This window comes from Arthrobacter sp. FW306-2-2C-D06B (assembly GCF_021789175.1).
In the GTDB taxonomy this organism is placed as follows: Bacteria; Actinomycetota; Actinomycetes; order Actinomycetales; family Micrococcaceae; genus Arthrobacter.
The window spans coordinates 3,557,593-3,576,598 of sequence record NZ_CP084560.1 but is presented as its reverse complement, the minus strand read 5'-3'; the positions used below and the strand labels follow the sequence as shown (position 1 = coordinate 3,576,598).

19 protein-coding genes and 1 tRNA gene are annotated in these 19,006 nt (G+C 63.9%); 12 read left to right on the top strand and 8 right to left on the bottom strand.

The genetic code is table 11. The features are described 5' to 3' along the window. Window positions 1-124 precede the first annotated feature (124 nt). From LFT47_RS16695 to LFT47_RS16670, 6 genes are all read left to right on the top strand, one after another. Window positions 125-1,489, top strand: a complete 1,365-nt coding sequence (locus LFT47_RS16695; protein WP_236812408.1) for a GAF domain-containing protein — start codon at window positions 125-127, stop codon at window positions 1,487-1,489. An 83-nt stretch (window positions 1,490-1,572) separates the two neighbouring features. Beyond that, the gene (locus LFT47_RS16690) at window positions 1,573-2,184 is read left to right on the top strand and encodes a hypothetical protein (RefSeq protein WP_236812407.1); all 612 of its coding nucleotides are present in this window, start codon (window positions 1,573-1,575) and stop codon (window positions 2,182-2,184) included. A gap of 131 nt (window positions 2,185-2,315) precedes the next feature. Next, a complete protein-coding gene (gene exaC, locus LFT47_RS16685; protein ID WP_236812406.1) occupies window positions 2,316-3,839 on the top strand; it encodes an acetaldehyde dehydrogenase ExaC in 1,524 nt (507 codons plus the stop codon). A gap of 123 nt (window positions 3,840-3,962) precedes the next feature. After that, window positions 3,963-4,985, top strand: coding sequence for an alcohol dehydrogenase AdhP (gene adhP / locus LFT47_RS16680; RefSeq protein ID WP_236812405.1), 1,023 nt, complete (start codon window positions 3,963-3,965; stop codon window positions 4,983-4,985). Then, the gene (locus LFT47_RS16675; protein ID WP_236812404.1) at window positions 4,985-5,401 is read left to right on the top strand and encodes a DUF779 domain-containing protein; all 417 of its coding nucleotides are present in this window, start codon (window positions 4,985-4,987) and stop codon (window positions 5,399-5,401) included. Before adhP ends, LFT47_RS16675 begins: the two co-directional genes overlap by 1 nt. A gap of 112 nt (window positions 5,402-5,513) precedes the next feature. Then, complete coding sequence (locus tag LFT47_RS16670; protein ID WP_236812402.1) at window positions 5,514-7,067, top strand: amino acid permease; 1,554 nt, start codon at window positions 5,514-5,516, stop codon at window positions 7,065-7,067. Window positions 7,068-7,141: 74 nt separating this feature from the next. Here LFT47_RS16670 and LFT47_RS16665 read toward each other — a convergent pair whose 3' ends face one another. The 3 genes from LFT47_RS16665 to LFT47_RS16655 form a co-directional block, all read right to left on the bottom strand. Further along, window positions 7,142-7,777 carry a DUF2461 domain-containing protein gene (locus LFT47_RS16665; RefSeq protein ID WP_236812400.1) on the bottom strand — a complete coding sequence of 212 codons (636 nt, stop codon included), beginning with the start codon at window positions 7,775-7,777 and terminating at the stop codon, window positions 7,142-7,144. A gap of 162 nt (window positions 7,778-7,939) precedes the next feature. Next, complete coding sequence (locus LFT47_RS16660) at window positions 7,940-9,424, bottom strand: catalase (RefSeq protein WP_236812398.1); 1,485 nt, start codon at window positions 9,422-9,424, stop codon at window positions 7,940-7,942. Window positions 9,425-9,431: 7 nt separating this feature from the next. Continuing rightward, window positions 9,432-9,911 carry a Fur family transcriptional regulator gene (locus LFT47_RS16655; RefSeq protein ID WP_236812396.1) on the bottom strand — a complete coding sequence of 160 codons (480 nt, stop codon included), beginning with the start codon at window positions 9,909-9,911 and terminating at the stop codon, window positions 9,432-9,434. A 216-nt stretch (window positions 9,912-10,127) separates the two neighbouring features. On the opposite strand from LFT47_RS16655, the gene LFT47_RS16650 reads away from it, so the two are divergent. Beyond that, window positions 10,128-11,399: an MFS transporter gene (locus tag LFT47_RS16650; protein ID WP_236812394.1), complete on the top strand. Its 1,272-nt coding sequence runs from the start codon at window positions 10,128-10,130 to the stop codon at window positions 11,397-11,399. A 157-nt stretch (window positions 11,400-11,556) separates the two neighbouring features. Then, complete coding sequence (gene htpX, locus LFT47_RS16645; protein ID WP_236812392.1) at window positions 11,557-12,426, top strand: zinc metalloprotease HtpX; 870 nt, start codon at window positions 11,557-11,559, stop codon at window positions 12,424-12,426. A 54-nt stretch (window positions 12,427-12,480) separates the two neighbouring features. Here the strand turns inward: htpX and efeB are convergent, their stop codons facing one another. The 4 genes from efeB to LFT47_RS16625 all read right to left on the bottom strand — a co-directional run bounded on the left by efeB (window position 12,481) and on the right by LFT47_RS16625 (window position 16,733). Further along, complete coding sequence (efeB, locus tag LFT47_RS16640; protein WP_236812390.1) at window positions 12,481-13,833, bottom strand: iron uptake transporter deferrochelatase/peroxidase subunit; 1,353 nt, start codon at window positions 13,831-13,833, stop codon at window positions 12,481-12,483. After that, window positions 13,830-15,038, bottom strand: a complete 1,209-nt coding sequence (efeO, locus tag LFT47_RS16635) for an iron uptake system protein EfeO (protein ID WP_236812388.1) — start codon at window positions 15,036-15,038, stop codon at window positions 13,830-13,832. Before efeO ends, efeB begins: the two co-directional genes overlap by 4 nt. 34 nt (window positions 15,039-15,072) lie before the next feature. Next, the gene (efeU, locus tag LFT47_RS16630; protein WP_236812386.1) at window positions 15,073-15,939 is read right to left on the bottom strand and encodes an iron uptake transporter permease EfeU; all 867 of its coding nucleotides are present in this window, start codon (window positions 15,937-15,939) and stop codon (window positions 15,073-15,075) included. Window positions 15,940-16,241: 302 nt separating this feature from the next. Next, entirely contained in the window at window positions 16,242-16,733 is a 492-nt protein-coding gene (locus LFT47_RS16625; protein WP_236812384.1) for a YajQ family cyclic di-GMP-binding protein, read from the bottom strand. Between the two features lie 186 nt (window positions 16,734-16,919). Here LFT47_RS16625 and LFT47_RS16620 point away from each other — a divergent pair, with 186 nt between their 5' ends. Beyond that, complete coding sequence (locus LFT47_RS16620) at window positions 16,920-17,186, top strand: hypothetical protein (protein WP_236812382.1); 267 nt, start codon at window positions 16,920-16,922, stop codon at window positions 17,184-17,186. Between the two features lie 129 nt (window positions 17,187-17,315). Continuing rightward, window positions 17,316-17,397 (top strand) — tRNA-Tyr (locus tag LFT47_RS16615). 181 nt (window positions 17,398-17,578) lie between these two features. Here the strand turns inward: LFT47_RS16615 and LFT47_RS16610 are convergent. After that, window positions 17,579-17,803 carry a hypothetical protein gene (locus LFT47_RS16610; protein ID WP_236812380.1) on the bottom strand — a complete coding sequence of 75 codons (225 nt, stop codon included), beginning with the start codon at window positions 17,801-17,803 and terminating at the stop codon, window positions 17,579-17,581. A 139-nt stretch (window positions 17,804-17,942) separates the two neighbouring features. Between LFT47_RS16610 and LFT47_RS16605 the strand changes: the two genes are divergently transcribed. Beyond that, window positions 17,943-18,488, top strand: a complete 546-nt coding sequence (locus LFT47_RS16605) for an acyl-CoA thioesterase (RefSeq protein ID WP_236812378.1) — start codon at window positions 17,943-17,945, stop codon at window positions 18,486-18,488. A 111-nt stretch (window positions 18,489-18,599) separates the two neighbouring features. Beyond that, the gene (locus LFT47_RS16600; RefSeq protein ID WP_059387274.1) at window positions 18,600-18,971 is read left to right on the top strand and encodes a thioredoxin family protein; all 372 of its coding nucleotides are present in this window, start codon (window positions 18,600-18,602) and stop codon (window positions 18,969-18,971) included. The last annotated feature ends 35 nt before the right edge of the window (window positions 18,972-19,006 follow it).

Sequence of the window (19,006 nt, the reverse complement as noted above, 5' to 3'; positions counted from 1 at the left end):
CTAGCCTTCGGCCCGCAGCCGCGAATTCGACCGGACGACCCTTACTCGGCGTCGCCCCATAGGCAAAGCCTCGGCTCGCAACTAGACTGGCCGATACTGTGCTGCGTCCGGTTTTGGGAGTTCGATGAAGAATCCGATCCATCCGGCAGCTTCGGTCAATGATGTCGCCGAGCTGTTGCAGCGCCATGCCCGCGCTGGCCATGAGCAAATTGATACGTGGCGCTTTGGGCTTCCAGATGCCACGGAGCTTTCCGGTTTGCGTAGCCTAATCAAGGAGTCCTGGCAGCGTTCCGCGCAGTTCAAGGCGAACCCGGACCAGCCCGAAGCTCCCGTGGCCATGGACCTCGACGAGCTTGAGGAATACCGCCGCCAACACCCGCTGGCCATCATCATGCCGGTCATCCAGAAGCTCCTCATCCAGCCCAGCTATGAGAGCGGGCTGCTGGTGGCCGTGGGGGATGAGCTCGGCCGCCTGCTGTGGGTGGACGGAAATCCCGCGATGCGGCGCCGCGCCGAAGGCATGATGTTCGTGGCAGGCGCGGACTGGTCCGAAGCCGCCGTCGGGACGAGCGCCCCCGGCACGGCGCTCGCCTTGGGCCGCGGCATCCAGATTTCCGGCGCCGAGCACTACAAACGCTCCGTCCACCCGTGGAGCTGCACGGCGGTGCCTTTCCATGACCCTGACTCCGGCGCGCTCCTCGGCGTCGTCGACATCACCGGCACGGAAGCCGCCGTCGCACCCCACACGCTTTCCCTCGTTGAAGCAACCGTGGCGGCAGCGCAGGCACAATTGCGCGTGGAAAGGCTCCAGCTCGCGGCCACTAAGCACTCGACGCCTGCCCGACGCCGGATCTCGCCTTCCGCCGTCGGCTCGCGCCAGGGCAACGGGCTCTACCGGAACAGCCTCCAGCTGCTGGGCCGGGACCAGGCCCTGTTGAGCATGGGAGGACGCAGCATTCCGCTTTCCGCGAGGCACAGCGAGATCCTGGCGTTGCTGGGAGCCCGTCCCGAGGGGCTCAGTGCCGAGGAGCTCGCTCTGGCCCTTTATCCGGGAGATGGATTCACCGTCACCCTCCGGGCCGAAATGGTGCGCCTGCGCAAAGTCCTGCACGAACTCGACCCCGCGGCAGTTCCGGAATCCCGCCCCTACCGGCTCCCGATCGACCTCGGCCAGGACGCCGCCCAGGTCCTGTCTTGCCTGCAGCGGGGCGCCCACCGCATTGCCTTGGAGATCTACAAAGGCGCCGTCCTTCCGCATTCCGAAGCGCCCGGCATTGTGGAGCTCCGCGAGAAGGTCTCGGCGCTCTTGCGCGAGGCGGTCCTCAACGACGGCAGTGCCGAGGCGCTGCTCAAGTATGCCGGGCTGCCGGAGGCGAAGAACGACGTCGATGTGCGGCTTGCCGCCCTCAAGCTCCTGCCGCCGCGCTCACCCAAGCGGGCTTCCGTCGTCGCCGAGCTTGAACGCCTGGAAACCGAACTGTCGGCCTGACGCGGGCCCCTCGTGTGGCACTCGGCAAATACGGAGTTTCGGCCCGTATCGTAGAACCGAGCCAAACGAAAGAAGCTTCCTCCGTGTTGAACAAACGCCTCGCCGTTGCCCTGACCGTTTTCGGACTCCTCGCCGGAGTCACAGCCTGCGGGGCGCCCGCCCAGACAGCGCCCGCATCGGCAACGCCTTCGGCTTCGGCCACAACAGCTGCCGCCGCCGGCTGGGAACTCGATCCGGCCGCCGGCGCCCAGAGAATCAAGGCCGCGGGCCTGGATGTCCTCACCGCCGAAGGCACCGCCGAGCACTATCACGCCCACCTGGACGTCCTCGTTGATGGGAAAGCCGTCACGGTCCCGGCCGAGATCGGCTTCAGCTTCGGGGCCGACGGGCAGCCCAACGGAATCTCGGCGCTTCACACCCACGACACCTCCGGCGTCATCCACATCGAAGCGCCTACGCCCGGACTGAAGTACACCCTGGGCCAGGTCCTCAGTGAGTGGGGAGTCCTGGACGGTAAAGATGCCACCGGAGCACCGCACAGCGGGACCGGCGGCTGGACCGCCTACGTAAACGGCGCAAAGCAGAGTGGGCCGGTGTCCGACGTTGTGCTCAAAGCCCACGACGAAGTGGTGCTCTCCTTTGGTGCCGCACCTTCGCCGGTTCCAAGCTCCTACAATTTCCCCGCGGGCCTTTAGCTTCCGACCCCTGTAGGTGGGTACCGCCCGGACGTGATCTGAAACACAGGGTTGCAACCTGCTTGCAACCTTCCCGCTCCTACGCTGATGGCACAGCAAAGCCACCATCATGCGGAGCAAAGGAGCTACAGATGACTGTTTATGCACAGCCGGGTGCCGAGGGTTCGAAGGTCACGTTCAAGGACCGTTACGAGAACTGGATCGGCGGCGAATGGGTTGCCCCAGTCAAGGGGCAATACTTCGAGAACATCACCCCGGTGACCGGGAAGGCCTTCTGCGAGGTAGCGCGGGGCACAGCCGAGGACATCGAGCTCGCACTGGACGCCGCGCACAAAATAGCGCCGTCCTGGGGCAAGACCTCCGCGACCGAACGCGCCGCGATCCTGAACAAGATCGCCGACCGGATCGACGAGAATACCGAGCTGTTGGCCGTCGCCGAAACCTGGGACAACGGCAAGCCCATCCGGGAAACCCTCAACGCGGACATCCCCCTCGCGGCGGACCACTTCCGCTACTTCGCCTCCGCGATCCGCGCCCAGGAAGGCCACTTGTCCCAACTGGACGAGGACACCACGGCCTACCACTTCCGCGAGCCGCTGGGCGTCGTGGGCCAGATCATCCCGTGGAACTTCCCGATCCTGATGGCCGTGTGGAAGCTCGCCCCGGCACTGGCCGCGGGCAACGCCGTCGTCCTCAAGCCCGCCGAGCAGACTCCGTCCTCCATCCTGGTGCTGATGGAACTGATCAGTGACCTGCTGCCCGCCGGCGTGGTCAACGTCGTCAACGGCTTCGGCGTCGAGGCCGGCAAGCCCCTGGCCTCCAGCCCGCGGATCCGCAAGATCGCCTTCACCGGCGAGACCACCACCGGCCGGCTCATCAGCCAGTACGCGTCCCAGAACCTGATCCCGGTGACCCTTGAACTGGGCGGCAAGAGCCCGAACATCTTCTTCGACGACGTCTCCGCCCAGAACGACGCGTTCTACGACAAGGCCCAGGAAGGCTTCACGCTCTTCGCCTTCAACCAGGGCGAAGTCTGCACCTGCCCTTCCCGCGCCCTGGTCCAGGAAGGCATCTACGACTCCTTCATGGCCGACGCCGTGGCCCGAACGCAGAAAATCATCCAGGGCAACCCGTTGGACACCGACACCCAGCTCGGTGCCCAGGCCTCCAACGACCAGCTGGAGAAGATCCTTTCCTACATCGACATCGGAAAGCAGGAGGGTGCCAAGGTCCTCACCGGCGGCGCCCGCGCGCAGCTCGACGGCGACCTGGCCGGCGGCTACTACGTCCAGCCGACCATCTTCGAGGGCCACAACCGGATGCGGATCTTCCAGGAGGAGATCTTCGGCCCCGTGGTGTCCGTGACGAAGTTCAGCGACTACAACGACGCCATCGGCATCGCCAACGACACCCTCTACGGACTCGGCGCCGGTGTCTGGTCCCGCAATGGCAACGTCGCCTACCGGGCGGGCCGGGAAATCCAGGCCGGCCGTGTCTGGGTCAACAACTACCACGCCTACCCGGCCGGCGCCGCGTTCGGCGGGTACAAGTCCTCCGGCATTGGTCGTGAGAACCACGCAATGATGCTGGACCACTACCAGCAGACCAAGAACCTCCTGGTCAGCTACAACGAGAACAAGCTCGGCTTCTTCTAAGCCGCACTTAATCCGGCGGGGAGTGTTCAGCACAGATCACTCCCCGCCGAACCACCCTGGCCATCCCTCAGGAAAGCAGCAGTTCCCCTCGAGAAACGCTTTAACGACGCAAGGATTTCGCCAATGACGACGACAATGCAAGCAGCCGTAGTAACTGAATTCGGTAAAGACCTTCAGATCCAGTCCCTTCCGATTCCCACGCCCGGCCGCGGAGAGGCGTTGGTCCGGGTCCTGACCACCGGGGTGTGCCACACGGACCTGCATGCCGCGGAGGGGGACTGGCCGGTCAAGCCTTCACCGCCGTTCGTGCCCGGCCATGAAGGGGTGGGCGAAGTGGTGGCGCTCGGTGAGGGCGTGACGGATCTGGCGGTCGGGGACCTGGTGGGCAATGCCTGGCTTTGGTCCGCGTGTGGCGATTGCCAGTTCTGCCGGACGGGTTGGGAAACGCTGTGCGAGGCCCAGAAGAACGCCGGCTACAGCGTGGATGGTTCCTTCGGGGAGTACATGCTGGTGGACAGCCGGTTCGCTGCGCGGATTCCGGCTGGTTCGGATCCGGTGGAGGTCGCTCCGGTGCTGTGCGCCGGAGTCACCGTCTACAAGGGCTTGAAGATGACCGAGGCCAAGCCGGGCCAGTGGGTCACGATTTCCGGTATCGGCGGGCTGGGTCATATCGCGGTGCAGTACGCGGTGGCCATGGGCTTGCGGGTTGCCGCGGTGGACATCGCAGATGACAAGCTTGCCCTCGCCAAGAAGCATGGTGCCGAGCTGACGGTCAACGCGTTGCACGAAGATCCGGCGGAAGTCATCCAGCGGGAAACCGGAGGCTGCCATGGCGTCCTGGTCACGGCAGTCCACCCGTCGGCGTTCGGGCAGGCGATCGGCATGGCCCGGCGTGGCGGGACCATCGTCTTCAACGGACTCCCGCCGGGAGACTTCCCCGCGCCGATCTTCGAGATTGTGCTCAAGGGCCTGACCGTCCGTGGTTCGATCGTGGGAACACGCCAGGACCTGGAGGAAGCGCTGGACTTCTACGCGCAGGGCAAGATCCACCCGACCGTGTCCACACGCGAGCTCTCCGAGGTCAACGCGGTCCTTGACGAAATGAAGCACGCCAAGATCGACGGCCGCGTGGTGCTGAGGTTCTAATGCCCCACAACAGGCTTGACGCCGCAGTGACGCTACCCGGGGAAGACTTTTCCCGGGTGGCGCTCACCGCCGTTTCCATCGAACTGCTCCGCAAGTTGTGGGAGCAGCACGGTCCGCTCATGTTCCACCAGTCAGGTGGTTGCTGCGACGGTTCCTCACCCATGTGTTACCCCGCCGGCGAATTCATCACCGGCGATTCGGACGTTCTCCTCGGACTTTTCGACATCGGCCAGCCCGAACGGGCGCAGCCCTTGGAGTTCTGGATGTCCCGGGAGCAGTTCAATTACTGGTCCCACACACATCTGACGGTCGATGTGGTGGACGGCCGCGGGAGTGGCTTCTCCGTGGAATCTCCCGAGGGGAAACGCTTCCTGATCCGTTCCACCTTGATGGATTGGAACGTCCCCAAGCTCTGAAGATGTGCGGCGTTTGCGTCTCACGATTTGGGACAAATGTGGGGGTCCATTGGCTGGACACTACTCTTGATGAGTCTGTTTCTACCGCCTCATCAAGATTGTGGACTCCTTTATGAACCTCTTCCGGACCAAATCGATCGAGCAGTCCATTGCGGACGCCGATGAGCCCGGACGCAAGCTCAAGCGTTCCCTCAGCACCTGGGATCTGATGATCATGGGCGTTGCCGTTGCAGTCGGCGCCGGGATCTTCTCTGTCGGGGCCAAGGCGGCTGCGAACTTTGCCGGCCCCGCCGTGACGATTTCCTTCGCCGTCGCGGCCGTCACGTGCGCCTTGGCGATCATGTGCTACGCCGAATTCGCTACCGCAATCCCGGTTGCCGGGTCCGCCTACGTCTTCACCTACGCCACCATGGGTGAAGTCCTTGCCTGGATCATTGGCTGGAACCTCATCCTTGAACTGTTTACCGCTGCTGCCGTGATCGCCAAGTACTGGGGAATCTACTTGAGCAAAGTGTTTGCGCTCATGGGTGTGGACATGCCCCCGGCGTTGAACATCGGCGGTGTGGATCTCTATTGGGGCGCCTTCCTGATTGTTGCCATCTTCACGGTGCTCCTCGTGCTGGGCACCAAGCTGTCCGCCCGCGTGGGCAACGTCTTCACGATGATCAAGATCGCCGTGGTGCTGTTCGTTATTGTCGTCGGCTTCACGTACGTGAAATTCTCCAACTACGCGCCCTTTGTCCCGGCGTCACAACCTACAGGAGGCGCCGACGGGGCGGATGTCATGAAACAGTCCCTCTTCGGCTTCCTCACCGGTGCGGTTCCGGCGCAGTACGGAACGCTGGGCATCTTTGCCGGCGCAGCCTTGGTGTTCTTTGCGTTCATCGGCTTCGACGTGGTTGCCACCTCCGCGGAAGAGGTCAAGAACCCACAGAAGACGCTGCCCCGGGGGATCTTCGGTGGCCTGGCGCTCGTGACATTGCTCTACATCCTGGTCTCCCTCGCCTTGACCGGCATGGTGTCCTATACACAGCTGGCCGAAGCCAAGAACCCCACCCTGACCACGGCCTTCGAGGCGGTCGGAAACACCGACGCGGCCAAGGTCATTGCCTTTGGCTCCCTGATCGGTTTGACCACCGTCATCATGGTCCTGCTCATGGGCCTGGCCCGCGTCGTCCTCGCCATGAGCCGTGATGGCCTGCTTCCCCGCGCGCTGTCCAAGACGAGCGACAAGCGTTCGACGCCGGTCCGCCTCCAGATCATCTGCGGCGCGGCCGTAGCAATCGTCGCCGGTCTGACCAACGTGGATCTTCTCGAAGAAATGATCAACATCGGTACCCTCTCGGCCTTCGTCATGGTGAGCCTGGGCATCCTGGTCTTGCGTAAGAAGCGCCCGGATCTGAAGCCCGCTTTCCGGGTTCCGTTCGGCAAGGTCCTTCCCGTGGTCTCGGCGGTGCTGTGCGTCTACCTGATGACAAACCTGGCCGTGGAGACCTGGATCTTCTTCGCCATCTGGCTGGTAATCGGACTTGCCATCTACTTTGCCTACGGGCAGCGCCACTCCCGACTGAACGAGAAGTTCGCTTCCGCGAAGGCTGCGTTGTCCGGGAAGGCTGCGTTGTCCGGGAAGAGCGGCGACGACGAAGACAGCCTCAGCAGGGTCTAGGCGACCGGATCGAGGGGCTGCCCCAACGCTTTCGACCCCAACGACTACGACCCCAACGCTTTCGACTCGAGCGACTAGGGCGCCGCGTGCTCGTTGACCCACTCCACGAGCGGGCGCAGTACCTCCCAACGCTTGGCGATCTCTTCCTTGGCTGAGGGCTGGGACATCCATTCCGGTTCGCCCAAAGTCACTCCGGCAGACAACGACTTGTGCTTCAAGAGCTCGGCGCGGGGATGGTCTTTGTCGAAACCACGAGGCACGGTCTTGAGCTTCTCACCCTCCACTGCGAAACCGGCGGCGGCGATGGAATCGACGATTTTCTGGAGTTCCTCCCCGCTGGCCGGCGAATCCGTGGCGGCGCGGAAACGGGCAATCTGCTCCGGGGTGCGCGAGTGGCATCCGCCGCCGACCAGCAGGCCGTCTGCACTGAGCTGGAGGTAGTAGCCCACGCCCTCCTTGTCCGCTGCAAACGCTCCCTGTGCCGTCTTGTAAGGGGACTTGTCCTGGGAGAAGCGGACATCCCGGTTCGGACGGAATACCTTGCCCGGCCCGAAACGTGGCTCAAGCTCCTCCAGCAACAGCGTCAATGGCTCCTTCACGGCGGAGTCGTAGATGTCTTTGTGGGCCAACCACCATTCGCGGTTGTTGTTCTCTTCAAGTTCGGCATAGAAGGCGATGGCCTCTGCGGGGATCCCGGTGAATGTGCTCATACAAGGATCCTATGGATCACAATGCCGAGCTAGCCAGAGACATTCTCGGCTATGTGGAAAACCCGCCGCGGAACGGTAAACAGGCCCCGCTGTTCATAGGCATCAAAAAAGCAACCCCGCAGCGGAGAATCCGCAGCGGGGTTGCTTCGTTTATCGAGCTCGTTACAGCTTGTTGGCTGCCTCTGCAGCCGACTCGCCCTCGCCTGCGCCGAGGTTGGCGCGCAGCTTGGCGCCGAGTTCGGCGTCGACGTTGGTCCAGTACTGGATGGCGCGTTCCTTGATGCCGGGGCTCTTGACGCCGCCCACAGCGCCGGTGATGGTATCCAGCAGGCGGGCCTTGGCGCCGTCGTCGTAAACCTCGCGGTACAGCGCGCCGGCCTGGACGAAGTCGCTGTCCTCGGCGTGCAGGGAGTGTGCGGAGAGCGTCAGCTCGCCGTCGTTCTCCCAGCCGCCGGCCGGGTTCTGCGGCTCAACAGCGGCCGGGCCACCCACGGAGTTCGGTGCGTAGACCGGAACCGAAGGAGCATTGAACAGGTAACGTCCCGCGCCGTCCTGGCTGTAGTTGTTGACCTGGTTCTTCGGCTGGTTCACCGGGATCTGGGCGTGGTTGGTGCCCACGCGGTAGCGGTGTGCGTCGGCGTAGGAGAAGATGCGGGCCTGCAGCATCTTGTCCGGGGAGGCAGCGATACCCGGAACGAAGTTCGACGGCGCGAAGGTGGCCTGCTCGATCTGCGCGAAGTAGTTCTCCGGGTTCTTGTTGAGCTCCATGGTGCCCACGTGGATCAGCGGGTAGTCCGAGTGCGGCCACACCTTGGTGAGGTCGAACGGGTTGAAGCGGTACGTCTTGGCGTCTTCGTAAGGCATGACCTGGACGTGCAGTTCCCAGGACGGGAAGTTGCCGGCGGCGATGTTTTCCTGGAGGTCGCGGATGTAGAAGTCCGCGTCCGAGCCGGCCAGCTCAGCTGCCTGGTCGCCCGTGATGGTCTTGACGCCCTGGTTGGACTTGAAGTGGTACTTGACCCAGAAGCGCTCGCCCTCGGCGTTGATCCACTGGTAAGTGTGCGAGCCGTAGCCCTGCATTTCACGCCAGGAAGCCGGCAGGCCACGGTCGCCCATGAGCCAGGTGACCTGGTGCGCGGACTCGGGGGACAGGGTCCAGAAGTCCCACTGCATGTCGGCGTCGCGCAGGTGGGTGCCCGGGAGGCGCTTCTGGGAGTGGATGAAGTCGGGGAACTTGATGCCGTCGCGGATGAAGAACACCGGGGTGTTGTTGCCGACGAGGTCGTAGTTGCCCTCGGACGTGTAGAACTTGACCGCGAAGCCGCGGGGGTCGCGCCACGTGTCAGGGGAGCCGTTCTCGCCTGCAACGGAGGAGAAGCGGATGAGCATGTCCGTCTCGACACCGGGCTGGAACAGGGCAGCCTTGGTGTACTGGGAAACGTCCGAGGAAGTCTTGAAGGTACCGAAAGCGCCGCCGCCCTTGGCGTGCACAACACGCTCCGGGACGCGCTCGCGGTTGAACTGGGCGAGCTTTTCCACCAGGTAGTGGTCGGTCAGGATGATGGCACCATCGGCACCAACGGACTTGGAATGCGCGTCCGAGGTGACGGGGGCGCCCGACTGGGTGGTCGAGATGTTCGCGGTCATCGTTCTCCTATTTCGTGGTTACTTGCGTTTGAGTAGGAAGCTGTTGTTTGGCCTGGCAGTCCTGGCAGATGCCTTGGTACAGGACGTCTGCGATCTGGATGGTCATGGGTTTGGAGTGCTCATCCCAGTGCGGGGTGAGGCAGGGGGCATGGCCTACGGCGCAGTCGACATCCTCCACCCGGCCGCAACTGATGCATACGGCGTGGTGGTGGTTGTCGCCCACTCGCGTCTCGTACAGCGCGGGAGAGTGGGGCGGTTCGAAGCGTCGCAGCATCTGCAGGTCCGTAAGGTCGCTCAGCACCACATAAACAGACTGCGCTGTCAGTTCGGGAAGATCCTTGCGCGCGGCAGCCAGGATGCCTTCGGCCGGGGAATGTGGATTGTGCTGAACGGCCGCGAGGACCGCCAAGCGCTGTTTGGTCACGCGGCGTCCGTGGGAATGCAGGGCGGAAGCCCACGCTTCCTGGTCTGCCGTGTGATCTGCCATACGCCCATTGAAGCACTTATTATGAGTACTTCACAATAAGGTGAGGCTAACTTCGGATGAACCCGCCGACGGCGGCCGGGACTCGGGTGCGACGGCGGCACGGACTCGGGCTCGCGACAGAGGCACGCGGCCCGACGGCGGCCCGGACCGCAGCAGCGAACGCCGCCCCACGCGCCGCTCCGGGAGGGCGGACGCGTTGATGGGTAGGGTTGGACGGTGGCAAAACTCCTGGCTGACATGACCCCGCTTCGCGAAAGCCCCGCATTCCGCCGTCTGTGGCTGGGGTCGTCCGTGTCGATGGTCGGATCCCAGCTGACCCTGGTTGCTGTGAGCCTCGAGGTCTACAGCATCACCCAACAGAGCCTCTACGTGGGCCTGCTCAGCATCTTTGCCCTGGTCCCGCTCGTGATCGCGGGTTTGTTTGGAGGTGCCCTTTCGGATGCCTATGACCGGCGAAAAGTCGCCATTGTTGCGTCCCTCGTTTTGTGGGGCTGCAGCGTGGCCCTGGCACTCCAAGCGTGGTTCCAGCTGAACAATGTCTGGATCCTGTTCCTCCTCGTCGCGGTTCAGAGCGGCGCGCAAGGCATCAACGCGCCCGCACGCAGCGCCATCATTCCCTTGCTGGTCCGCAAGGAACTGCTGCCCGCAGCCAACGCGTTGAGCATGCTCAACATGGGTATTTCCATGACCGCCGGCCCCCTGCTGGCCGGCGTTCTGGTCGCTTCGAGCGGTTTTGGCTGGACCTACACGATCGATGCCCTGAGCTTCGCCTTCGCGCTGTGGAGCCTTTTCAAGCTCCCGGCCCTTCCCGCGGCAGCGAACGCGTCGGCACCCGGCTTGCGCTCCGTCGTCGAGGGCTTCCGTTTCCTGGGCACCCGGCCCAACCTCCGCATGACCTTCATCATCGACCTCATTGCGATGATCTGCGCCCAGCCGCGCGCCCTCATGCCCGCGATCGGAGCCACGATGATCGGAGGCGGCGACACCACCGTGGGTGTGCTGCTCGCCTCGGTGGCTGTCGGCGCCTTCCTGGCGGGGTTGTTCTCCGGACCGCTGGGGAGGGTACGGCGCCAAGGGAGCGCAGTGGTGTGGTCAGTGGCCGGATGGGGCTTTTCGATCGCGGCTTTCGGCCTGGTGGTGGTCCTTGCCGGGGACGCCGGGCGCGACGGGGTCACGCTGTGGATCATCCCGGCCGCCATGTGTTGCGCCCTTGCCGGGATCTCGGACTCGGTCAGCGCGGTCTTCCGCACCACCATCCTGCAATCGGCCACTCCGGACCACATGCGGGGACGGTTGCAAGGCGTGTTCATCGTGGTGGTTTCAGGTGGTCCGCGAGTGGGGGACATGCTCGCCGGTGGCGCCACCAAGGTCCTCAGCGAAGGTTGGGTCCTGCTCCTCGGCGGCGTGCTGTGCGCAGTACTGGCGTGGCTCGTGGCGCGCGGGCAACGCGGATTCCTCCAGTACGATTCGATCCACCCGGTGCCCTAGCCCGTGTTGAGCCCCACGCCCAAGTAGCTCGCAGTTGTTGTCGTTATGGCGGCCCAGAACGACATTAAATGCGAGTCAGTTGGGCGGAACGTCCGGGCCGCCGCCGGCGTTAATCGGATCAGAACCAACAGCGAGATAACTGCAAGAAAGTAGTGAAGTGCATAATCATCACAATGGCCTGAAGACCGCAGCGCTATTCGGTGTGCTCTGGGCGGTGCTGCTGGGACTCGGAGCCGTGATCGGCGTGGGCACCCGCAGTGCGTCGCCCATCTGGATCATGGCACTGATCGGCATCGCGACAACCGCTTATGGATATTGGAACAGCGACAAGATCGCCATCCGGTCCATGGCCGCGTACCCGGTTTCGGAAGCCGAGGCTCCGCAGCTTTACCAAATCGTCCGGGAACTCTCCGTGCGCGCGAACCAACCCATGCCGAGGATCTACGTTTCTCCGACGATGACCCCCAATGCCTTCGCCACGGGACGTAATCCGAAGAACGCCGCCGTGTGCTGCACGGCGGGCATCCTGAACTTGCTCGACGCGCGCGAACTCCGGGGCGTCCTCGGGCATGAACTCATGCATGTCTACAACCGCGACATCCTCACCTCGTCCATCGCGGCCGCCGTCGCCGGCGTCATTACTTCGGTGGGCCAGATGCTGCTGTTCTTCGGCGGCGGGGACCGGCGCAACGCCAATCCGATTGCCATGATCGCCATGGCGCTCCTGGCGCCGTTTGCCGCCTCCTTGATCCAGCTCGCCATTTCCCGCACGAGGGAGTACGACGCCGACCACGACGGCGCGGAGCTCACCGGCGATCCGCTGGCGCTCGCCTCAGCCCTTCGCAGGATTGAAGCGGGCGTGAAGCAAGTGCCGCTGCCACAGGATCAGCGCCTCGTGAATACTTCGCACCTCATGATTGCCAACCCGTTCCGCGGCGGTGCCATGACCAAGCTGTTCGCCACCCACCCGCCCATGCGTGAGCGCATCGAGCGGCTCGAACGGATGGCCGGACGGCCGCTTTCCTAGCCAGCGGTCCCGTCAGCCCCCGAGTGCCGGTGCCGCGTTCGACGACGGGCGGCTTCATGCGAACAAGCCCTCACCAATGAAGCCGCCCGCCTTTATGCCCGGAGGCACCGCGAACAGCCCCGAGCCCGTGTGCTTGAGGTACTCCAGGGCCAGCTTGTCGCTCTTCGCCATGGCCATCTGCATGGGCACGTAATGCGTCCGTGGGTCCTTGACGAAGGCGATGAAGAACAGACCTGCGTCGAGGTGGCCGAGCCCGTCCGAACCGTCGGTGTAGTTGTATCCGCGGCGAAGCATCTTCACGCCGTTGTTCTGGTCCGCGTGGGCGAGGCGGACGTGGGAATCGATCGGAATCAACGGCTCTCCGTCGCGGCCCTTGATCGCGAAGTCCGGCGCCGTGAATTCCTCTCCTCCGGACAAGGGGGCTCCAACACCCTTGGTGCGGCCGATCAGGCCTTCCTGTTCGCGGAGCGACGTGCGGTCCCAGATTTCGATATGCATCCGAATCCGCCGGGACACAAGGTAGCTGCCTCCCGCCATCCACGCTTCTCCCGGGTGGGTTCCGGCGGTGGCCCAGACGTGCTCGTCCAGGGGTGCCGCGTCTTCCGACTTCAGGTTGGCTGTGCCGTCCTTGAACCCGAAAAGGTTGCGTGCGGTCGCCTGGGCCCGCGACGTGGAGGAAGTCCGGCCGAAGCCCAGCTGGGACCAACGGACGCGCACCTTGCCGAAGCCGATGCGGGCCAGGTTGCGGATCGCGTGCACGGCAACTTGGGGATCGTCCGCGCACGCCTGGACCACAATGTCCCCGCCGGTGCGTTCTGGCTGCAAGGCATCGCCGGGGAAATGCGGCAGGTCGATCAGGGCGCCGGGTCTGCGGCCCTCCAGGCCGAAGCGGGGTTTGAGGTCCTTTTCGAAGAGGCCCGGGCCAAAGCCGAACGTCAACGTCAGCTTGCCCGCCGCGAGATCGAGGGCTTCCCCGGTGTCTTCCGGCGGCGCATCGTAGGAGCCGTCGACGGCGCCGGTCGCGCCCGTTGTGCGGCCGGTGGTCATTGCCTCGGCCGCGGCGGTCCAGTCTTTCAGGAGCTGGATCACCGCGGCGCGGTCCTCGATGGTGACGTCGAAGGCAGCCATGTGGAGGCGGTCCTGTGTGGGAGTGATGATGCCGGCTTGGCGTTCGCCGTAGAAAGGAACCACGTTGCTTCCGCTGCCTGCGGGGGCGGCCACTGCGGCCACGGCATCGTGGCTGAGGTATCCGGCGGCCAGTCCTGCCACGGCACCGACGCCGCCCACGCCGGCGAGGGAGAACAGCCCTCGACGGGACACGCCGCGCCTGTGCGGCCCGACGGCGGCAGGCTGGGTGCCGCCGTCGGGCGCCTCAGCGGGCTCGTGGTTGAAAGGGCAGCCGCTCACAGGACCACGGCTGAGGTGAGCTTGGACAACGGCTCGCCCAGGGCGTCGACCAGTGCGGCGAGTTGTTGGACCTCAGCCGGGCTGAGTTCGGTGTAGTAAGCGAAGCCGTCACCCTTGGCGTGCTTCTTGAGCTCGGCCTGCAGGGCAGCGAACTTCTCGTCGAGGCTCGTGGCGAGGGCAGCGTCCTTCTGCGCGAGCGCGGGCTTGAGGTTTTCGAACGCAATCCGGGCGCCGTCGACGTTGGCCTGGAAGTCCCAGAGGTCTGTGTGGGACCAGATTTCTTCCTCGCCGGTGACCTTGCCGCGCGCGACTTCGTCGAGGAGTTCCTTGGCCCCGTTGCCGAGCTTATCCGCGGAGAGCACCACAGTGCGGGTGCGCTTGCCGAGCTCCTCGGTATCTGCGACAAGCTGCGTGGCGATCTTGGCTCGCTCGGTGGCCGTCAGCGCCGTGTAGCCTGCCGGCGGAAACAGGTCCTTTTCCGCGCGATGCCATCCGGTCCATTCCTGGCCGGGCTCTAGGTCGGCTTCGCGGGCATCGAGCTTGGGGTCGAGGTCGCCGAAGGATTCCGCGACCGGTTCGATCCGCTCCCAGTGCATGCGAGTTGCGGCGTAGAGTTCGCGGGCCTTGGATGCATCGCCTGCGGCGTAGGCGTCGGCGAAGGCTTTGGTGCCGGTCACGAGCTGCTCGGTCTGGTCCTTGACGTACGCCGTGTACTGCTGGACGCCGGTGTCCACAAGCTTCTGGAAATCGGCATCGACGGTCTTGTTTCCGGAGTCCGTGACTTCGAAGGCCGCGCGGATGCCGTCGCCCTGCATGCCAGGCTTGCACGCGGTGGTGTACTTGCCGGCTGGGGCTGTGATCACCAGGTTGCGGGTCAAGCCGGGACCGATGTTCTCCACTTCGCCGACGATCCGCAAGCCGTCCTCCGCGAGGAGGTAGAACTCGGTGATTTCCGTGCCTTCGTTTTTGACCGCGAAGCTCAGGTTTCCGCTGGGGACGCTCCCGGTGGAAACCTTGCACTCGGTCTTGGTGCTGGTGACCTGGATCGGTCCGGCGGAGGCGCTGGCCCCTGGCGACTTTGTGTTGTCCGTGCAGCCGGTGAGCACCATTGGAACGGCGGCGGCCGCGGCGACGATGGCGAGGGACTTCCGAGAGCGGGAGGCGATTTTGGGCAGGGTGATTTTGGGCAGGGTCGTGCCAGGCATGGGGTTTCCTTCTGTTGTGGAGTGCGAGAAGCGTCTAGGCGGCCTTGGCGGCCTGGGAAGGGGTTTGGGGAGCGGCGGCGTTGCCGGAAGATTTAGCGGAAGCGGAACCGTTGGCCCGAATGTAGAAGTAGAGCACCGGAAGCACATACAGCAACCAGGCTCCCGCTTCGAGCCAGGTCGTGGCGGGGGAAAGGTTGAGGGTGCCCTTGAGCAGGGTGCCGTACCAAGACGACGGCGGGATGGCCGCTGAGACGTCGAACGCGAGGTTGTGGAGCCCGGGCAGGATTCCGGCTTCCTGGAGGTCATGGACGCCATAGGCGAGCACACCGCCCGCGATCACGATGAGTCCGACGCCGGTCCAGGTGAAGAACCGCGAGAGATTGACCTTCAAGACTCCGCGGTGCAGCAGGTAGCCCAGTCCGGCGGCAACGGCCAGGCCGAGCAGTGCGCCGAGCAGCGGCTGCGACGATTCCCCGGCGGCCTGGGCAGCAGCCCAAAGGAACAGCGCCGTCTCGAGTCCTTCGCGGCCCACCGCGAGCGCCGCCACCACCACGAGGCCCCACGCGGCGCCGTCAGCCATCTTGTCCACTTGCGACTTCAGCTCGCCGCCGAGGCTGCGGGCAGTGCGCGCCATCCAGAAGACCATCCACGTGACGAGCGCGACGGCGGCAACGGACAACCCGCCCCCGATCGCCTCCTGCGCGGCGAAAGTCAGTCCCTGCGGACCGAAGGTGAGCAGGGCGCCGAAGGCGATGGATACGGCCACGGCGATGCCGACGCCGGCCCAAAGCCGGGGGAGCAGCGAGCGGCGCCCGGTCTTGACGAGGTAGGCCATCAGCAGGACCACAATGAGGGTGGCTTCGAGGCCTTCGCGCAGGCCGATCAGGAAGTTCGCGGTCATCTGGAATCTTTCGTTAGGGGAGCCACACTTAGGCTCGCCTAAGGAAGTACAGTACCCGTTTGATCCGATTACGCAAAAGAAGGGTGTCGTAATTATTTTGAGCGGTTGTCACGCTCAGCAATCTTTTGGCCTCAGCGGATCGGTACCGTCGCGGAATCCCGGGGTCCTCGCGGGAGCCCGCCCCCATAAACTTGCGTGGCGTGACAGGCCTAACCCAATTAACGACGACGGCGCGTTGCCCGCTCAAGGGGCAACGCGCCGTCGTCGTACTTCTGGATGGCGGCCTGGGCCGCAGCGAAGTCTTAGCTGCGGAAGTTCACGAACTGGAGGTCGACCTCTTCGAACTTCTTCAGGATGTTCATGGTCTCCTGTAGGTCATCGCGGGACTTCGACGTGACGCGGAGTTCGTCGCCCTGGATCTGGGACTTGACGGACTTCGGGGCTTCGTCGCGGATGATCTTGTTGATCTTCTTCGCAATGTCCTGGGCAATGCCCTCCTTGATGGAGCATTCCAGGCGGAATTCCTTGCCGGAGGGGTACGGCTCGCCCTGGTCGAGGGACTTGAGGGAGATGCCGCGCTTGATGAGCTTGGACTGGAAGACGTCCAGGACAGCGAGGATGCGGTCCTCGGAGTTGGCCTTCATGAGGATCTTTTCGCCGCTGAAGTCGATCTCCGCGCCGACGCCCTTGAAGTCGTATCGCTGTGCGATTTCCTTCTGGGACTGGTGGAGCGCGTTGGCGACTTCCTGCTTGTCTACCTTGCTGACGACGTCGAATGTGGATTCGCCTGCCATGACTCTCCTTTGGTTGGTGCGTTGCGGCCCGGAAACGGGCGGCTTTGTCTGCCAACCAGCCTAATACGGAAGCGCCCGGCGTGTGCTGAGCGTTCACAGTTCGCTCACAGCACACGCATGGCCGGAACTGAGACTGCCCCGCCAGAGTTGTAACAGTTTGAAGATCCCATCCTGAAAGGGAGCACTATGAGCAACCAGGCCGTCCGTTACGTCACTAAGTCAGCCGCTGCCGCTGCCGGTTCAATCGGAGCCGTCGCCGCCACCGCCGCAACCGCGGTTGCAGCCGCGGCGCTCGCAGCGTCCGTGGTCCTGAGCCCGGTTCCTGATGCGGCATCGCGGATGGATGGTGTCCACTCGGACTTGTTGCGGGCCGTGCAACTCAACCAGATCACGCTGGAGCAAGCAGCCAGTTTCGAGGCCAAGTTGGCTGGCCGGATATTTGGTGGGGCCTGAGATTTTCGCCTGTTTTGAGGCTTGGAGGCCTCGATTCGATTCTTCGGCGGAAGTTCTGTAAGGTTGTCTTGCTCGCGCTTACCGGATCGGAAACGAAACGATGATCGGGAGTGACTTCTTTTGAAGTTCGGCAGATTACCCGAGCGGCCAAAGGGGGCTGACTGTAAATCAGCTGGCAACGCCTACGGGGGTTCGAATCCCTCATCTGCCACAAAATTAAATCCCCGGAACCATTGGTTCCGGGGATTTTTTTGTGCCTGCTTGCTTGGCGGGGCCGTTCGACGCGGAAGATCGCCTGCGAGGCGCGGTTGGACTCTCGACACCCGGAATCCGGTGTCGTCAGGGATGTGGGGCGTCGGCACCGGAATTCCGGTGTCGACGACGAAAGCCAGTTAGCTTGAGCTGCCGGGCTCCAGCCAGTATCCGTCCTGATGGTGGACGAGTTGCCGGCCGAGGCCTCCGGACAACTGGATCCAGAGCGTGCTGCGATCCTCGGTCATGCCGTCCAAGGTGCCCACGATCCTGTTGCCGCGGGTGTCCTGCAACACCAGTTCCTGGTGAAGCGGCAGTTCCGGCCACACCTCTGCGTGTGCCCTGATGGTTTGGGTGGTGCTCACGGGATCTCCTTGGTGCCTTCTGCAATTTGTTTTCAGACATTCTTCCCGCGGCATGTGAACCGGCGGTAAACGACATGCCATGTAGCGACACACAAAACGAAGCTGTCCCGAAATGTTACTGCGGAGTAACATGGCGGTTATGCATTTGCTTCTGCGAACCCTCTTGATCTTGTTCACCTCGTCCAGGCGGAGCCGGCTCAGTGTATGGGGTATGTCCTCGTTGCCCATGCGTGTGCTGCCCACGGACATCGACATTGCAATGCACGTCAACAACGGCATGTACTTCTCGCTGATGGATCTTGGACGCTTCGACCTTATGGTGCGTGCAGGGATCTGGCAGAAGATGCGCCGCCGGGGCTGGAGCCCCGTAGCTGCAGGGGAGACCATTGCGTTCCGGAAGTCGTTGCAGCTCTGGCAGCAATACACCATCGAGTCCAAGATCATCGGGCTCGATTCCAAGGCCATCTACTTTGAACAACGCATGGTGGTGGACGGCGAGATCTACGCCCGCGCGCACATTGCCACCCGGCTTGTCGCAAAGGGCCGGCCCGTGAGCCAGGAGGAAATCCTGGCCGAGTTCGGTGAGCCTCCAGCGGATCTCGAGCTTCCGGAATGGATCCACGAGTGGCGGGAGAACAACGCACTCCCCGGCGCCCGGAAGGCCGCCCCGCACCTCTGGCACTAGCCGAAGGTGCCGGCCGGCCCCAATCCGGCCGCCCGCCGTCGTGCTTTATTCCCGGTTTGCCGGGTAGCGAACAAGCGCGACTTAGGCGGCGCGGTCGCGTACCGTGGAAGCATGGCTACAGTTGACATCACCGGGGAGCAGTTCGCATCGACCATCGAGGGCAACGACATTGTCCTGGTGGATTTCTGGGCTGCGTGGTGCGGCCCTTGCAGGCAGTTTGCCCCCACATACCAGGCCGCTTCCGAGAAGCATGACGATGTCTTCTTCGCCAAGGTGGACACCGAGGCCGAGCAGCAGCTCGCCGCCGAAGCCGGTATCTCCTCGATCCCCACGCTCATGGCCTTCCGCGAAAAGGTCCTCGTGTTCTCCCAGCCGGGCGCACTCAACGGACCCCAGCTGGAACAGGTCATCGAGGCCGTCAAGGGGCTCGACATGGATGAGGTCCACGCGCACATCGCAAAGCAGCGCGCGGAAAACTCCTAGAAATAACATCGGCAGCTCCGCAGGAGCTGCCGATG